General features: G+C 34.5%; 19 protein-coding genes and 1 tRNA gene. 8 read left to right on the top strand and 12 right to left on the bottom strand.

Features of this window, described 5'->3' with window-relative positions; translation table 11 throughout:
- The first annotated feature begins 24 nt into the window (after window positions 1-24).
- Both rpoC and C1T31_RS04950 read left to right on the top strand, forming a co-directional pair.
- Window positions 25-4,326, top strand: coding sequence for a DNA-directed RNA polymerase subunit beta' (gene rpoC / locus C1T31_RS04955; RefSeq protein ID WP_103051386.1), 4,302 nt, complete (start codon window positions 25-27; stop codon window positions 4,324-4,326).
- Between the two features lie 50 nt (window positions 4,327-4,376).
- Entirely contained in the window at window positions 4,377-4,694 is a 318-nt protein-coding gene (locus C1T31_RS04950; RefSeq protein ID WP_103051385.1) for a DUF3467 domain-containing protein, read from the top strand.
- Window positions 4,695-4,739: 45 nt separating this feature from the next.
- On the opposite strand, the gene C1T31_RS04945 is transcribed toward C1T31_RS04950, so the two are convergent.
- Both C1T31_RS04945 and C1T31_RS04940 read right to left on the bottom strand, forming a co-directional pair.
- Window positions 4,740-4,970 carry a (4Fe-4S)-binding protein gene (locus C1T31_RS04945; RefSeq protein ID WP_103051384.1) on the bottom strand — a complete coding sequence of 77 codons (231 nt, stop codon included), beginning with the start codon at window positions 4,968-4,970 and terminating at the stop codon, window positions 4,740-4,742.
- Between the two features lie 140 nt (window positions 4,971-5,110).
- The gene (locus tag C1T31_RS04940) at window positions 5,111-6,700 is read right to left on the bottom strand and encodes a peptide chain release factor 3 (protein WP_103051383.1); all 1,590 of its coding nucleotides are present in this window, start codon (window positions 6,698-6,700) and stop codon (window positions 5,111-5,113) included.
- 127 nt (window positions 6,701-6,827) lie between these two features.
- Here C1T31_RS04940 and idi point away from each other — a divergent pair, with 127 nt between their 5' ends.
- The 5 genes from idi to C1T31_RS04915 all read left to right on the top strand — a co-directional run bounded on the left by idi (window position 6,828) and on the right by C1T31_RS04915 (window position 9,164).
- Window positions 6,828-7,367: an isopentenyl-diphosphate Delta-isomerase gene (gene idi / locus C1T31_RS04935; protein WP_103051382.1), complete on the top strand. Its 540-nt coding sequence runs from the start codon at window positions 6,828-6,830 to the stop codon at window positions 7,365-7,367.
- A complete protein-coding gene (locus tag C1T31_RS04930; protein ID WP_103051381.1) occupies window positions 7,351-7,761 on the top strand; it encodes a 6-pyruvoyl trahydropterin synthase family protein in 411 nt (136 codons plus the stop codon). The genes idi and C1T31_RS04930 overlap by 17 nt, the downstream gene beginning before the upstream one ends.
- Window positions 7,762-7,764: 3 nt before the next feature.
- Window positions 7,765-8,736, top strand: coding sequence for a type I phosphomannose isomerase catalytic subunit (locus tag C1T31_RS04925; RefSeq protein ID WP_103051380.1), 972 nt, complete (start codon window positions 7,765-7,767; stop codon window positions 8,734-8,736).
- Window positions 8,737-8,763: 27 nt separating this feature from the next.
- Window positions 8,764-9,033 carry a hypothetical protein gene (locus tag C1T31_RS04920; protein WP_103051379.1) on the top strand — a complete coding sequence of 90 codons (270 nt, stop codon included), beginning with the start codon at window positions 8,764-8,766 and terminating at the stop codon, window positions 9,031-9,033.
- Window positions 9,034-9,090: 57 nt separating this feature from the next.
- Window positions 9,091-9,164: transfer RNA gene (locus C1T31_RS04915), tRNA-Thr, on the top strand.
- A gap of 30 nt (window positions 9,165-9,194) precedes the next feature.
- On the opposite strand, the gene C1T31_RS04910 is transcribed toward C1T31_RS04915, so the two are convergent.
- The 9 genes from C1T31_RS04910 to C1T31_RS04875 all read right to left on the bottom strand — a co-directional run bounded on the left by C1T31_RS04910 (window position 9,195) and on the right by C1T31_RS04875 (window position 15,338).
- Window positions 9,195-9,890 carry a DUF4369 domain-containing protein gene (locus tag C1T31_RS04910; protein ID WP_103051378.1) on the bottom strand — a complete coding sequence of 232 codons (696 nt, stop codon included), beginning with the start codon at window positions 9,888-9,890 and terminating at the stop codon, window positions 9,195-9,197.
- Window positions 9,891-9,941: 51 nt separating this feature from the next.
- Window positions 9,942-11,252 carry a DUF819 family protein gene (locus tag C1T31_RS04905; RefSeq protein WP_103051377.1) on the bottom strand — a complete coding sequence of 437 codons (1,311 nt, stop codon included), beginning with the start codon at window positions 11,250-11,252 and terminating at the stop codon, window positions 9,942-9,944.
- Between the two features lie 55 nt (window positions 11,253-11,307).
- Window positions 11,308-11,493 (bottom strand): Arc family DNA binding domain-containing protein, encoded by a 186-nt coding sequence (locus C1T31_RS04900; RefSeq protein ID WP_103051376.1) that lies wholly within the window; start codon window positions 11,491-11,493, stop codon window positions 11,308-11,310.
- A 4-nt stretch (window positions 11,494-11,497) separates the two neighbouring features.
- Window positions 11,498-12,004, bottom strand: a complete 507-nt coding sequence (locus C1T31_RS04895; protein ID WP_103051375.1) for a DUF1648 domain-containing protein — start codon at window positions 12,002-12,004, stop codon at window positions 11,498-11,500.
- Window positions 12,005-12,006: 2 nt separating this feature from the next.
- A complete protein-coding gene (locus tag C1T31_RS04890; RefSeq protein ID WP_103051374.1) occupies window positions 12,007-12,165 on the bottom strand; it encodes a DUF4177 domain-containing protein in 159 nt (52 codons plus the stop codon).
- Window positions 12,166-12,168: 3 nt separating this feature from the next.
- Entirely contained in the window at window positions 12,169-12,345 is a 177-nt protein-coding gene (locus tag C1T31_RS14030) for a hypothetical protein (protein ID WP_165780071.1), read from the bottom strand.
- 1 nt (window position 12,346) lies between these two features.
- A complete protein-coding gene (locus C1T31_RS04885; protein WP_103051373.1) occupies window positions 12,347-13,207 on the bottom strand; it encodes an SPFH domain-containing protein in 861 nt (286 codons plus the stop codon).
- A gap of 237 nt (window positions 13,208-13,444) precedes the next feature.
- Complete coding sequence (locus tag C1T31_RS04880) at window positions 13,445-14,371, bottom strand: alpha/beta hydrolase (protein WP_103051372.1); 927 nt, start codon at window positions 14,369-14,371, stop codon at window positions 13,445-13,447.
- 367 nt (window positions 14,372-14,738) lie between these two features.
- Window positions 14,739-15,338 carry an alpha-ketoglutarate-dependent dioxygenase AlkB family protein gene (locus C1T31_RS04875; RefSeq protein WP_103051371.1) on the bottom strand — a complete coding sequence of 200 codons (600 nt, stop codon included), beginning with the start codon at window positions 15,336-15,338 and terminating at the stop codon, window positions 14,739-14,741.
- A gap of 31 nt (window positions 15,339-15,369) precedes the next feature.
- On the opposite strand from C1T31_RS04875, the gene C1T31_RS04870 reads away from it, so the two are divergent.
- A complete protein-coding gene (locus C1T31_RS04870; protein WP_103051370.1) occupies window positions 15,370-16,044 on the top strand; it encodes a M15 family metallopeptidase in 675 nt (224 codons plus the stop codon).
- A gap of 14 nt (window positions 16,045-16,058) precedes the next feature.
- On the opposite strand, the gene C1T31_RS04865 is transcribed toward C1T31_RS04870, so the two are convergent.
- Window positions 16,059-16,691 (bottom strand): outer membrane beta-barrel protein, encoded by a 633-nt coding sequence (locus tag C1T31_RS04865; protein WP_165780070.1) that lies wholly within the window; start codon window positions 16,689-16,691, stop codon window positions 16,059-16,061.
- Window positions 16,692-16,713 lie beyond the last annotated feature (22 nt).

Here is a 16,713-nt window from a genome sequence, read left to right as displayed (position 1 = left end):
TAAAATTCATTTCAACCATATATTATGGCAAGAAAACAAGATAAGAATACAGTACAGAGATTTAACAAAATCTCAATTGGTCTAGCTTCACCAGAGTCTATTTTAGCAGAATCTCGCGGTGAGGTTTTAAAGCCAGAAACTATCAATTATCGAACTCATAAACCAGAGCGTGATGGTTTGTTTTGTGAGCGTATTTTTGGTCCTGTAAAGGATTACGAATGTGCTTGTGGAAAATATAAGCGTATACGATACAAAGGTATTGTATGTGATCGTTGTGGTGTTGAAGTAACGGAAAAGAAAGTACGTCGTGATAGAGTAGGGCACATTAATTTAGTGGTTCCTGTAGCGCACATCTGGTACTTCCGTTCGTTACCAAATAAAATAGGTTACTTACTTGGTTTACCATCTAAAAAATTAGATATGATTATTTACTACGAACGTTACGTAGTAATTCAGCCAGGTATTGCCAAAAATGCAGAAGGAGAGCCTGTTCAAAAGATGGATTTCCTTACTGAAGAAGAATACTTAAACATTTTAGAGACTCTTCCACAAGAAAACCAATATTTAGAGGATACTGATCCGAACAAGTTTTTGGCTAAAATGGGAGCAGAGTGTTTAATTGAGTTGTTATCGCGTATTGATTTAGATGAATTATCATTTGAATTACGTCATAAAGCCAATACGGAAACATCTAAGCAACGTAAAACGGAAGCGTTAAAGCGTCTACAGGTTGTTGAAGCATTACGTGAGTCTAACGAGAATCGTGAGAATCGTGCAGAGTGGATGATTATGAAAGTTATTCCAATCATCCCACCAGAATTACGTCCGTTAGTACCATTAGATGGTGGTCGTTTTGCTACTTCAGATTTGAATGACCTGTATCGTCGTGTCATTATCCGTAACAACCGTCTCAAGAGATTGGTTGAGATTAAAGCACCAGAGGTGATTTTACGTAATGAAAAGCGTATGTTACAGGAATCAGTAGATTCGTTGTTCGATAATACGCGTAAGTCTTCTGCTGTTAAAACGGATTCTAACAGACCGTTAAAATCATTATCAGATTCGCTTAAAGGTAAACAAGGACGTTTCCGTCAAAACTTACTTGGAAAACGTGTTGATTATTCTGCGCGTTCGGTAATAGTCGTTGGACCTGAATTAAAATTATACGAATGTGGATTGCCAAAAAACATGGCAGCAGAATTGTACAAGCCTTTTGTAATTAGAAAATTAATTGAAAGAGGTATTGTTAAGACTGTAAAATCTGCAAAGAAAATTATAGATAAAAGAGAGCCTGTGGTTTGGGATATTCTGGAAAATGTTCTTAAAGGACATCCAGTATTACTAAACCGTGCTCCTACATTACATAGATTGGGTATTCAAGCCTTCCAACCAAAATTAATTGAAGGAAAGGCTATCCAGTTACATCCATTGGTAACTACGGCATTTAATGCCGATTTTGATGGTGACCAAATGGCAGTGCATTTACCTCTTGGTCCAGAGGCTATTTTAGAAGCACAATTATTAATGTTAGCTTCTCACAATATCCTGAATCCTGCTAATGGATCGCCAGTAGCAGTACCATCTCAAGATATGGTACTTGGTTTATATTATATGACCAAGGAGCGTAAATCTACTGATGAAGTAAAAATTAAAGGTGAAGGCTTAACATTCTATTCTCCCGAAGAGGTTGTCATTGCTTACAATGAAAAACGTGTTGATTTGAACGCGGCTATCAAAGTAAGAACTTGGGATTTCAACGAGGAAGGAAAGTTAAAACTTCAAATTATTAATACGACTGTCGGGCGTGTACTTTTTAATGAGAAAGTACCTCACAACGCTGGTTTTATTAATGAAGTATTGACTAAAAAGTCTTTGCGTAACATTATTGGAGACATTTTAAAAGTTACTAGCGTTCCAGAAACAGCATTGTTTTTAGATGAAATTAAAACGTTGGGTTACAACTTTGCTTTCCAAGGTGGATTGTCATTTAGTTTGGGAGATATTATTATTCCACCAGAAAAACACGAAATGATTGAGAAGGCCAATGGATTGGTTGATGGTATTACTGCCAACTATAATATGGGTCTTATTACCAACAACGAACGTTATAATCAGGTAATTGATATTTGGACATCTACGAATGCTGAATTAACCGAGTTATCTATGAAGCGTATTCGCGAAGACCAACAAGGTTTTAACTCGGTATATATGATGCTTGATTCTGGAGCTCGTGGATCTAAAGAACAGATTCGTCAGCTTACAGGTATGCGTGGATTAATGGCAAAACCTAAAAAATCAACTGCTGGTGGTGGTGAAATTATTGAAAATCCAATTCTTTCAAACTTTAAAGAAGGTCTTTCAATTTTAGAATATTTTATTTCGACTCACGGTGCACGTAAAGGTCTTGCCGATACGGCTCTTAAAACAGCGGATGCAGGTTACCTAACCCGTCGTTTGGTTGATGTTTCTCAAGATGTTATTGTAAACAGTGAAGATTGTGGTACGTTAAGAGGTGTTGAAGTAACTCCATTGAAGAAAAATGACGAAGTAGTTGAAACGCTTGCAGAAAGAATTGTTGGACGTATCTCATTAAATGATGTTTACAATCCTTTAACTGATGAATTATTGGTAACCAGCAATCAAATGATTGATGAAGAAGTTGCTAATAGAATTGAAAATTCACCAATTGAATCTATTGAAGTGCGTTCTGCCTTAACATGTGAGGCAAAACAGGGCATCTGTGCTAAATGTTATGGTCGTAATCTAGCAACCGGTAAAATGGTTCAAAGAGGTGAGGCTGTTGGTGTGGTTGCTGCTCAATCTATTGGTGAGCCTGGTACACAGCTTACATTACGTACATTCCACGTTGGTGGTATTGCTGGTAACATTTCTGAAGAAAATAAATTAGTAGCTAAATTTGATGGCATAGCAGAAATAGATGAATTAAAGACCGTAAAAGGCGAAGATTCTGAAGGTAATGCTGTTAATATTGTTATTTCAAGAACATCTGAATTAAAACTAATTGATAAGAAAACAGGAATTACCTTAAGTACGAACAACATACCTTATGGTTCTACAATTTTTGTGAAAAATGGTCAGGAACTTAAAAAGGGTGAGGTAGTTTGTCAATGGGATCCATATAACGGTGTTATTATTTCTGAATTTGCTGGTAAAGTTCGCTATGAAAATATCGAACAAGGTGTTACCTACCAAGTTGAGATCGACGAACAAACTGGATTCCAAGAAAAAGTAATTTCTGAATCTAGAAATAAGAAGTTGATTCCAACATTGCATATTGATGATGCTAAAGGAAACGTTATCCGTTCTTACAACTTGCCAGTTGGTGCACACTTGATGATTGATGATGGGGAGAAAATTAAAGTTGGTAAAATTTTAGTTAAAATTCCTCGTAAGTCGGCTAAATCAGGTGATATCACGGGTGGTCTTCCTCGTGTTACTGAATTATTTGAAGCACGTAATCCATCTAATCCAGCTGTTGTTAGTGATATTGATGGAGTAGTTTCATTTGGTAAGATTAAGAGAGGTAACCGAGAAATTATTGTTGAATCTAAATTAGGAGATGTTAAGAAATACCTAGTTAAGTTATCAAATCAGATTCTGGTACAAGAAAATGATTTTGTGAAAGCTGGTATGCCATTATCAGATGGTTCTGTGACACCGAACGATATTTTAAATATCAAAGGTCCTTCGGCAGTGCAACAATATTTGGTTAACGAAGTACAGGAAGTATACCGTTTACAGGGTGTAAAAATTAATGATAAGCACTTTGAGGTTGTCGTCAGACAAATGATGCGTAAAGTTAGAATCATGGATTCTGGAGATACCACATTCCTAGAAAACCAATTGGTGCATAAAGATGATTTCATTGAAGAAAATGATGAAATATTCGGAATGAAAGTTGTTGAAGATGCTGGTGATTCTGAAAACATCAAAGCAGGTCAAATCATTTCCCCAAGACAATTGCGTGATGAAAACTCATTGCTACGTCGTGAAGATAAGAAATTGGTTGAAGCACGTGATGCACAACCAGCCACTGCAACGCCAATACTTCAAGGTATTACTAGAGCATCACTTCAAACGAAGTCGTTTATTTCTGCTGCTTCTTTCCAAGAAACAACAAAAGTTCTTAATGAAGCTGCTGTAAATGGTAAGGTGGATACTTTAGAAGGACTTAAGGAGAATGTTATTGTAGGTCACAGAATACCAGCTGGTACTGGTATGAGAGCTTATGAAAACATTATTGTAGGTTCCAAAGAAGAGTTTGACGAAATGATGCAAGCTAAACAAGAAGTTAATTATAACTAAACATAAAATAGCGTGGAGAAATTCACGCTATTTTTTTTACAATATATATTATGAGTGATAATAAAAATCAAAAAAAACAAGGGCAAATAAATATTGAAATTGATGAAAAAGTAGCTGAAGGAACATATTCCAATTTAGCGATTATAAATCATTCCGTTTCAGAATTTGTTGTTGACTTTGTAAGTATTATGCCTGGAACACCAAAAAGTAAGGTAAAGTCTCGTATCATTTTAACGCCACAACATGCTAAACGATTATTAAAGGCATTAGGTGAAAATGTTACCCGATTTGAAAATGCCCACGGAGAGATTAAGGACTATGAACAACCACCAATTCCGTTGAATTTTGGACCAACTGGTCAAGCTTAATCAATCATTTGATCAGAAATAAAAAATAAAAAAGAGGGCTGTAAATTAACAGGCCTCTTTTTTATTTAGACAAAATTGTAAAGCACCAGAAGGGCACTTTTTTACTTGATTAATAATTTCTGAAGTTGATGCACCATCCAAGTCAATCCAAGGAATAACAGAATTTCTAAAAACATTTGAAAGTTCACGAGCACATCGCTCTGCATTTATACATGCACTTGGGTTGTAGGTCACAGTAATATCACTATTACTGAAAACATTGTCGTCAGTTTCCATAAGTAGATCATTTTTGGGGTTATAATCTAGTTTAAATGTATGTATCTAAATAAATAGCATATTTAAAACATCGATTAAAAGTATTAAAAATTCGATTAAAAGCAAATTTTTTCCAAAATATTAGATGAACGACACACTTTTTAATTGAATTCCGATGTTAAATGGAATTTAATACTTGGATATTTTTGCTGAGTCATTTGTAATGAAAAGGGTGAGTCTGCCAGAAAAACCAACTGGTTTTGCTTGTCTTTGGCAAGAAAACGTTGTTTGACTCTTAAAAATTCTTGGAATTCTTCGTTCTTTTTATCTTCAGGGTCTACCCAACAGGCCTTGTGTACATTGAGATTTTCATATGTACATTTAGCGCCATATTCATGTTCCAGTCTATATTGAATAACTTCATACTGAAGGGCTCCAACGGTACCTATTACCTTCCTGCCGTTAAGCTCTAAAGTAAATAATTGGGCAACACCTTCGTCCATTAATTGGTCGATGCCTTTATAAAGCTGTTTTGATTTCAAAGGATCGGCATTATTGATATATCTAAAATGTTCTGGTGAGAAACTTGGTATACCTCTGTAATTTATTGTTTCACCTTCGGTTAAGGTGTCACCTATTTTGAAATTACCAGTATCGTGCAATCCCACAATATCTCCAGGATAAGAGACATCAACAATTTCTTTTTTTTCAGCGAAGAAAGCATTTGGACTGGAAAACTTCAACTTTTTGTTATGTCTTACGTGTAAATAGGGTTTATTGCGCTCAAATTTCCCTGAAACTATTTTCACAAAGGCCAATCTGTCACGATGGTTTGGATCCATATTGGCGTGAATTTTAAATACAAAACCAGTAAAGTTCTGCTCATCTGGTTTTACCAAACGTTCTTCGCTTTGCTTGGGTCTTGGTTTTGGAGCAATCTCAACAAAACAATCCAAGAGCTCACGAACACCAAAATTATTTAATGCCGAACCAAAGAAAACAGGTTGTTGTTTTCCGTTCAGATATTCTTCCTTATCAAAAGTTGGATAAATACCTTCTACCAGTTCTATTTCTTCACGTAAGGTATCAGCAGCTTTCTCACCTACCAACTTGTTAAGTTCAGGTGAAGCCAAATCATTAATCTCAATGGTTTCTTCAATATTTTTTCGGCTATCACCACTAAATAGGTTGACGTTCTTTTCCCATAAGTTGTAAATACCTTTAAAATCATAGCCCATGCCAATTGGAAAGCTTAATGGTACAACGCTTAAACCTAATTTCTGTTCTACTTCATCCAATAGGTCGAAGGCATCTTTTCCTTCTCGATCCAACTTGTTAATAAAGACTATCATGGGGATATTTCGCATGCGACAAACTTCCACTAATTTTTCAGTTTGCTCCTCGACCCCTTTAGCCACATCAATAACCACGATGACACTATCTACCGCTGTTAGGGTTCTAAAAGTGTCTTCAGCAAAATCTTTGTGACCTGGTGTATCAAGAATATTGATTTTGATACCATTGTATTCAAAAGCTAAAACAGAAGTCGCTACCGAGATACCTCTTTGACGTTCTATCTCCATAAAATCACTGGTAGCCCCTTTTTTTATCTTATTACTCTTTACGGCACCTGCTTCTTGAATAGCGCCGCCAAAGAGTAGCAATTTTTCCGTTAAGGTTGTTTTTCCGGCATCCGGATGCGAGATGATTCCGAAGGTTCTACGTCTTTCTATTTCACTTTTAAAACTCATAATATGCTTTGAAATATGGGTTGCAAAGATAGTATTATTAAACACAATTTAATCCATAGTTTTCATAGCTTTTTATTTTATTAAAACTTTGACATATATTTAATTCTAGGAATGGTATTTTTGTGTTATGATAGAAGAGCAAGTAATTCTCGTAAATGAAAATGATGAGCAAATTGGCTTAATGCCTAAATTGGAGGCTCATGAAAAGGCATTGTTGCATCGGGCGTTTTCGGTATTTGTTTTTAATGATAAAAATGAGCTCATGTTACAGCAACGAGCCATGCATAAATATCATTCACCTGGCTTATGGACCAATACTTGTTGCAGTCATCAACGTGATGGAGAAAGTAATATTGAAGCAGGGAAAAGACGTTTAAAGGAGGAGATGGGCTTCGTTACAGATTTAAAGGAAACTATTTCGTTTATCTATAAAGCGCCTTTTGATAATGGACTGACTGAACATGAATTTGATCATGTTATGATTGGTTATTATAATGATGAACCCCAGATTAATGTTGATGAAGTGGCCGATTGGAAATGGATGTCATTGGATGCTGTAAAGCAAGATATGGACAATGCTCCTGAACAATATACAGCATGGTTTAAAATTATTTTCGATAAATTCTACCAATACATTAATATTTCAAATTATGAGAGTAACGGTTAGTAGAAAAGCCCATTTTAATGCAGCCCATCGCTTATATAGAAAAGATTGGAGTGAAGAAAAGAATGATGCCGTTTTTGGAAAGTGTAACAATCCAAATTTTCATGGACACAATTATGAATTAATTGTTAGTGTTACAGGAGCTATTGATTCAGAAACTGGGTATGTAATTGATATGAAAGATTTGAAGGATATTATCAAGAGTGAGGTAGAGGATGCTTTTGACCATAAGAATTTAAATGTTGAAGTCCCTGAATTTAAGAATCTAAATCCTACAGCAGAAAATATTGTCGTGGTCATTTATAACAAAATGAAAGCCAAACTTCCTGACGATTTGGACCTTGAAGTGACACTCTACGAAACACCTCGGAATTTTGTAAGTTATTCCGGGAATTAAGTTATGAAAGACAAATTATATCCATTAATGTTCAAACCTATATTGAAGGATAAAATATGGGGAGGACAAAAATTAAAAACCTTGCTAAATAAACCATCAGATTTACCGAATGTTGGTGAAAGCTGGGAAATAAGTGATGTGGAAGGGGATACTTCAATAGTTTCCAATGGAATTCTCAAGGGGCAGTCTTTAAAACAATTATTGAGGACCTATAAAGATGAACTTATCGGGACTAAAAATTTTAAACAGTTTGGCGAAAAATTCCCATTGCTCATCAAGTTTATTGATGCTCGTGAAGACTTATCAATACAATTGCATCCTAATGATGAATTAGCTGCAAAACGCCATAATTCATTTGGTAAAACAGAAATGTGGTATGTTATGCAGGCCGATGAGGGTTCTAATTTGATTGTGGGTTTTAATCAAGATATGACACCAGATAAATATTTAAAACATCTTGAAGAAAAAACATTGACAGATATTTTAAATTTTGATCAGGTAAAATCAGGCGACACCTATTTTATTGAAGTAGGTCGTGTACATGCTATTGGAGCTGGTGTGATGCTCGCTGAAATTCAGCAAACAAGTGATATAACCTATCGCGTATATGATTGGGATCGTGTGGATGATCAAGGCAACGAGCGTGAATTACATAATGATTTGGCCATAGATGCTTTTGATTTTAATATGCCTGATAATTTTAGGGTGTCTTATGATGAAGAACTGAACACTTCAAATAACATGGTTAGCTGCCCTTATTTCACAACTAATTATTTACAAGTCAATCAAAATATCAAAAAGCGAAATACGTTTGATTCTTTTATTATTTATGTATGCGTGGAAGGTGAGGCCAAAATTGTAACGGATACTCATCAAGAAAGCTTAAAAAAAGGTCAAACAATCTTAATTCCAGCTGGCTTAAAAGACTTTGAAATTACTTCAGAAAAAGCCACGCTATTGGAAGTTTATGTGTAATTTTGTATACAATTAAATTATATAATCATGGCAAATAAGAGAGACCTTAAGAAGGATATTAATTATGTTTTAGGTGACATTATTGAGGCAGTTTACGTATGGGAATACAACAATACTGAAAAGGACACTAAAAAAAGTGATGCTATCATTGATGAAGCTATTGAGACTTTCGATTCATTAATTGCTAAAGTGAACGATAGAGCTGTCGAAGATAAAAAGGCTCATTTTAAAGCTATTAACCAAGAGCTTGAAGACAAAGGAAGAGCCTTAATCGAAAAAATCAATAAATTAGGCTAAATTCTAAAAAAAATATTTGCAAATGTTTTCCACAAGATTATATTTGCGAACTATTTTGCCGATATAGCTCAGCTGGCTAGAGCAGCTGATTTGTAATCAGCAGGTCGTGGGTTCGAGTCCCTCTATCGGCTCAAAAAAAACCTCTCATTTTGAGAGGTTTTTTATTCTGCTTTTCTTTTTGCAATAAAGGATTCAAGTTCCTTACCGTATTTCGAGTTTTTGATTTTAGGAGTTAAAGCGTTGTTGATAGTATCTAACCATTTTATTTGGGCATCGTAAATTTCTGTCAAGGCTAAATAAGGTGCTACTTCACTATCATTATTGGTTACTGCAAAATTCACAGTATACAAATATTTGCTCTTCACTAAATTTTCAAAATCTTTTTGGTTTTCCTCTAATAAAATGGAATCATTTGCGGCTTTGGCATCAAACTCATTCTTTATTAAGTCTAAATTTTTATCATTGAAGCGTTCCATCATTTTAAGGTATTCTTCCAATTTTTTCTGTTGCTCCGAACCATTTATTTTAGCATTGAATGCAAAGTCCTTTAATGATGTGTGAATTTCTGTAATACCCTTGTCAGCAAAGAAAACTATTTTACGGTCACTATCTTCATTCGTTTTATTTAAATGCAGAAAAAAGACTTCGGGTGATTCCAAATCACTGTGGAGCTCAAATTCAGCTTGACCACTAATGACTAATGAGTCAACATTGATTAATATGGAATCTTGCATTTTTTGCAAATACAGGGTTCCTTTTTTTAAATCTTTTACGGTTCCTTTTACCGTTAAATCATGTTGCTCTTTGGAACAAGATGCAACTATACCGATGAGAGCTAATAGCAATATTTTTTTCATGGAATTTTTTGAAATTTATGAGCGCAAATATCTATAAATATTTTTTAAAAACTAACTCACTGCTGCCAATTCCATTAAAATCGTGCAACCTATGGCAGCAATAGTGCCAATAGCATAACCAAAGACAGCCAATAACACCCCAACCGTAGCTAATGAGGGGTGAAATGCTGAAGCAACAATAGGGGCAGAGGCCGCACCTCCAACATTGGCCTGACTTCCAACAGCGAGGAAAAAGTAAGGAGCTTTAATTATTTTGGCAATAATAATTAAGAGGATAGCATGAATGCTCATCCAAATTAAACCAACAGCAATTAGTCCTGGATTATCAAAAATAGAACCCAAATCGATTTTCATACCTATGGAAGCTACCAATATGTAAATAAAGACACTTCCAAATTTACTGGCACCAGCACCTTCATAATTTTTAGCTTTTGTGAATGATAGCAATATGGCAACTAAAGTTGCGATACTTATCATCCAGAAAAACTGCGAATCTAAAAATGTAAATGTATTTCTTAATGTTGGAGATTCTATACCTCTCACTACACTTTTAAAGAATGGTGCTAAATTATTGGCGCCAATATGAGCAAAGCTTACCGTTCCAAAAGCAATTGCAACAATAATCATAATGTCAGTTAATGAGGGATTGCGCTTTACGCTTTTGGCAAAAGTGGTTACTTTATCCTTTAAGGCTTCAATAGCAGAGTTGTCAGCTTTTAGCCATTTGTCAATTATTTTAGAGCGACCAATGCCTATTAAAATAATGGCCATCCAAATATTAGCAACAACAATATCAACAAAAACCATTTTACCATATTCAGATTGATTATAACCATAAATTTCTAACATGGCTGTTTGGTTGGCTCCACCACCAATCCAACTTCCTGCAAGTGTGGATAAACCGCGCCATACCGCATCAGGACCTACGCCTCCAACAGTTTCTGGAGAAAACATAGAAACTAAAAGTATGGCAATAGGACCACCAATTACAATACCTAATGTTCCCGTGAGAAACATAACCAAAGCTTTCCAACCTAAATTAAAAACGGCTTTAAGGTCAATACTTAAGGTCATTAAGACTAGAGCAGCTGGTAACAAATAACGACTGGCAACATAATATAAATTTGTGCTGTGTTTTAAGACTTCACCAGATTCCGAAGTGGTTTCCCATTCGGGAGCAATAAGCCCTAAAGTAGTTAATACAGCGGGTAACATATAGGCCATAAAGAGGCCTGGTACAATTTTATAGAATTTAGGCCAAAAGCCTGTTTTTAAGGATTCTGTATAAAAAATAAATCCTAAAGTTAACATTAGGAGTCCAAAAACAATAGTATCGTCAGTAAATAATGGTGCCTCTTGCATAAGTGATTAATTAGTGTTGCAAAATACCAAAATAAATGGGTTAAAAAAAGCGACCTTATTGGTCGCTTTTATCATTGCTGTCTTTTTTGGATTTGGGTTCTCTTTTATTGTCTTTTAAATATTGCATCAGCATCCATTCAATCTGTCCATTGGTACTCCTGAACTCATCAGAAGCCCATTTTTCAATAGCTTTGAGCATATCTTCATTTATACGTAATGCAAAGGCCTTTTTTTTAGACATTTTTTTAAGACTTGTTTATTTTACGATTGTACAAAAGAATTCCTATTGGTAATAAAACACTTAGAGAAATTACAATGGGCAGAAACCAACTGCTAAACTGTAGGTCTCGCGCCTGGGCATTTTGTACAATATAATAAATAATGTAGGCAAACATAATAACTGTTAATGTATTTACAATCCGTACGATGCGTGTACTGAATCGATAGTTTTTAAAGGCGTTTTCTTCAGTGATGTTAATCATATAATTGTGTGCATGTGGATATTTGTTTAGCACAAACAATCCAATATACATAGCTGTGGATAATAAAGGAATAAACCATAAATAAACCTTGTTGCTATAACCATCTGCTTCACCTTTTGCATTAAAATGAGATGCAATAGTGTCAGGTAAATTTGGATATTCAACCAATAAATAGATCCACATCAATAATAGACAAGCAATTGAAAGTAATTCAAGAATAATATCAATACTCTCCAACGGTACTTTTATTCGAGGTCTATTGTTTATCATATCTATCTGTTTTTATCACGTTCAAAAACAATTCGTGTTGTTTGTTCACCTATATGAATAACACGCCAACCAGAAATGGCATGTTCGTTTAAGGTCATTTCTAATTTTTTATTATTGTTAGATAATCCCATTTTCCAATTGACAACTTTATATTCTTTCATAATCTAATTTGTGTTTTCTTTAAAAATAACCAATGCTAAAATGACACCGATAATGGTTCCTATAATGGAGCCATAAATGACACCTATAGCAACATTATTTGATACAGCACCAATAACAGTACCCAAACTTGTTCCTAGAGAACTGCCGACTGCAATACTATAGATTTGTTTTTTGTTCATTTTAATGGTTTAAAGTACCTGCATTAACAACAGGGGAAGCGTCTTTATCACCGCATAAAATAACCATAAGATTACTTACCATGGCTGCTTTGCGTTCTTCATCTAGATCTACAATTTGTTTTTTGCCCAATTCTTCCAAAGCCATTTCTACCATACTCACAGCTCCTTCCACAATTTTATGTCTTGCAGCCACAATAGCCGTTGCTTGTTGACGCTTCAACATGGCATTAGCTATTTCTTGCGCATAAGCCAAATAACCAATTCTAGCCTCTAAAACTTCAATTCCGGCAATAGATAGTCGTTCATCAATTTCCTTTTCCAAGGCATTACTCACTTCATTAACACTGGAGCGCAATGTGATATCCTCGTCAACACCTTCATCGGCAAAATTGTCATAAGGATACATGCTTGCCAATTTTCTTACGGCAGCATCTGTTTGAACGCGAACAAAGTTTTCATAATTATCAACATCAAAAGCAGCCTTGTAAGTGTCTTGAACACGCCAAACCAAAATAGTACTGATCATGACCGGGTTACCAAGTTTATCGTTAACCTTTAAACGTTCACTGTCAAAGTTGCTCGCCCTTAAGGAAATCTTCTTTTTAGTATAAAAAGGATTGACCCAGTAAAAACCGTTCTTTTTGACAGTACCTACATACTTTCCAAACAACAATAGCACACGCGAACCGTTAGGCTGAACCATAATAAAACCCGGAGCAATAAGAATAGCTATTAGTATTATGGGCAGATATTCTGGTTGTTCTTTAAGTATAGCTAGAGCTATGGTCCCAAAAAACAATATTAAAAATACAAATAGCATCAAGTAGCCATTGGCAGGGACGATGATTTTCTCTTCTTTCATGATTTAAAAATTTATAATGATATTAAAATGATATCACAAATATATCACAAAAGTTTTTATCATGCAAATCAAGTTTGGCACGCTAATTGAATTATATTAACTGTTATTGTAGCTAACTTTTAGTTAAAGTGTGGTTACTTTAATAAAAGGCAATAACATTTCATATTTTTGGTTGGTTAGTAAGTAAAAGCATCCCTCTCGGGATGCTTTTCTTTAAGGAAACCTAATGTGTTGTGCTTAGTGTTTTATAAAACTGGAAATAGCTTCTACAAGATCTGTTGAAATGGGTCTGAAGGATTCGTTGTAAGATTTGGAGTTCTCTAAATCATCACCTTCAATAATAAAGAGTACATGATTCATGTTCTCGATAATCACTAATTGTGCCTTTGGATTGGCTTCTTTTAATTGATTGGCTTCTTCAACTGAAACCTGCAGATCTTTGGTGCCGTTTACAATGAGAATAGGAATGTCTACTTTAGAAATGATTTCTTTTGGTTGGTATTGCATCCAATTAGAAATAAATGGTTGCGTGTCAATATTAAAAACCGAAGCTAAAGCAGGAGGGTAGTCCGTTGTTGTTTCCCCTTTTTTAAGAATTTCAAAGGTTTTCTTGGCATCTTCGGTAAGACCTGGTGCCATTTTTTGTATCTGTTCGGTAATAACCACATCAATGGATTGTCCGGCACCTGCCAGTGAAATAAAACCAGAAACTTCATCTGAAATTGACATCATGCCAACTAAACTTCCTTGGCTGTGACCAATAACATAAATGGACTTAAACTGATTCTTTTCAGAAAAATAGTTAATCACTGATGACGCATCGGTTACAAAATCATCAAACATGATATTCTTATCCACATTACCTTTGCGAATTTGTTTTACAATACGTTTATCATATCGAAAACTGGCGATATTTTCCTGGGCCAAACTTTGGGCCAACTTTTTAAGGTTGTTACTTTTTAAAAAATTCTGATTGCCGTTTCTATCCGTTGGTCCTGATCCAGCTATGATGATTGCCAAATAATCAGATTGTCCGCCTACGGGCAATAGGAGTGAGCCCTCAATGTGCTCATTAATGACAATATCGGTTTCCAAAGGATTACCTTCTTGAGAGAATCCAATAAAATTAAAAATCAGAAGAAAAACTAAAAGTGATAATCTCATTTCAATGATAGATTTTTAATTGATGAAATATTTTTAATAACCGTAAAAATAGCTTTTTATTATATAATTCTATTCTCTAAAACACTTGTCAATCATTTTACAAATTATGCATTTCGTCGATAAAATGTAATATTTTGACTTCAAATGTTAAAAAAAAGCGCATTTCATCGAAAATAAATGTCTTTAAACGTTGTTTTTAAAATATAATTCTACATTTGAAGTGTACTAAAAGACATACTTTTTAGTTCAATGGATTAATTAATTAATATTTGCATTATGTCGTTGATACTAGAGACCCTAAATCTAACAGCATAATAAAAGTGCAAATTAAATTAAACCGAGGTTGAGGGACCTCGGTTTTTTTTGTTCAATAAATTTGTCTAAATGTCAGATTAATTCGTTCTTTAATAATCTTTTTTGTTTTTGGAATCTGATGTAACCAATTGTGCTGCATAGCACCAGACATTATTAATAAACTACCATTTGCTAAAGTTATTTTGTGCCTTTCTGATTTGATTTGACGGTGTTTAAAATGGAAAACTCTGTCAGCGCCTAAACTCAATGATGCAATTGTGGGATTAGTCCCAAGTTCTTTTTCATTATCGGCATGCCAACCGTTACTATCTTGACCATTGCGATAGAGATTTAGCAATATCGAGTTGAATTTTGAATTAGAAATTTTTTCTATAGTTTGTTTTAATTCTAATAACTCTTTTGAAAATGCTTCCGGATACATGGTGATATTAGAGTAGGAGTATGTTTTACCTGTATTATTAAATAAGGCCGTTAGCCTGGGCTGGTTGTATGTTTTGCCGAATATGGAAATGGTATCCTGCTGCCAATTTGTATTCTTTTTAAGTGATTCAAATAAGTTTTCAGCTTTTTTCTTGGGCAAGAAATCAGCGATGTAAGTTAATTCAGCATCGGGCAGTTTTAAATGGGTTTTTTTAGTTGAAAACAAATCCATGGTATTTTTTTTCTAAATTAGCTTTTATCGTATGAAAAACAAACTCGTCATTTTTGTTTTGGTGATATTCTTTTTGGCATTTTCAAAACAGAATCACTTGCCAGATACTTTTGTTTATGCTAAATCAGTTATTCCCGATCTAGAAGTTGATTTGAGCTATTATGGTATCCATAATTTTGTTGGGGACACTATTGATGGATATCATGCTAATTCTCTTATAATAACTAAACCAACAGCTCAAGCCCTTAAATTGGTGCAAGAAGAACTACAACAACAAAACTTGTGTTTGTTGGTTTATGATGGTTACAGGCCACAACGTGCAGTCAATCATTTTATGCGTTGGGCAAAAGATTTGAATGATACAATTAACAAACAACAGTTTTACCCTGGTGTTCAAAAACGAAACCTGTTTAAGGAAGGTTATATAGCATCGCGTTCAGGTCATAGTCGTGGCAGTACTCTGGATTTAACCATTATCGATGCCAACACACTCCAGCCTTTGGATATGGGAAGTCCTTATGATTTTTTTGGAGAAGAATCATGGGTTGATTACGCAGAAATTTCAGAAAAACAAAAACAAAACCGCCAGTTATTGCAGGCGGTTATGCTAAAATATGGTTTTCGAAACTACCCTAAAGAATGGTGGCATTTTACGTTGAGAAATGAGCCATTTCCGGATACGTATTTTGATTTCGAAGTTAAGTAGTTACCATTTTTAAATTAGAAATCTAGAATAAACATGAGACCAACTGTGTTTAGATTTTTCAATCGCTGTTCATCATTAATGATTTGATTGTTTTTGGTTTCCAATTTAGACAAATCAGATTGTCCCAAATAATTCAGGCCTAGACTGAATCTGTCACTGACATCATATAAAAAGCCAAGACCTAATTGAAATCCAAAATTCCAACCTTCATAAACATCTTCAACCTTTGCATTTACAAAAGTATATTCGTCATTTACAATAGTTTGAGCATATGGACCCAAGTAAACAAAAACCTTAAAATTGTCACCAACATTTTGATCGATACTTAACAATAATGGAATTTTTATTAAGTCACGTTCGTGATAAAATTGTCCAGCACTATTAAATCCGTTACCACTTAATTGGTTTAAACCTAATCCGGTAGCAACACCAAAATTTTTGGAAAATTTGTAATTAATTACGAGATCACCTGAATTACTGTTTAGATTATAGTTTGATTGATTGTCATTATCAACAATTCCATAGCCAATACCACCATAAGCAATAACACTAATTTTTGAATTTGCTTTTTCTTCGACTTCTTGCGCAAACAAAGAGGTTGACATCAAAATCGCAAATAATAATGTGAAAGTTTGTAGTTTTTTCATAATGTAATTTTTTAGTTTATCT

The organism is Hanstruepera neustonica (genome assembly GCF_002895005.1).
Lineage (GTDB): Bacteria > Bacteroidota > Bacteroidia > Flavobacteriales > Flavobacteriaceae > Hanstruepera > Hanstruepera neustonica.
Note: the sequence above shows the minus strand (reverse complement) of the source record. Positions and strands in the feature narration are given on the sequence as shown.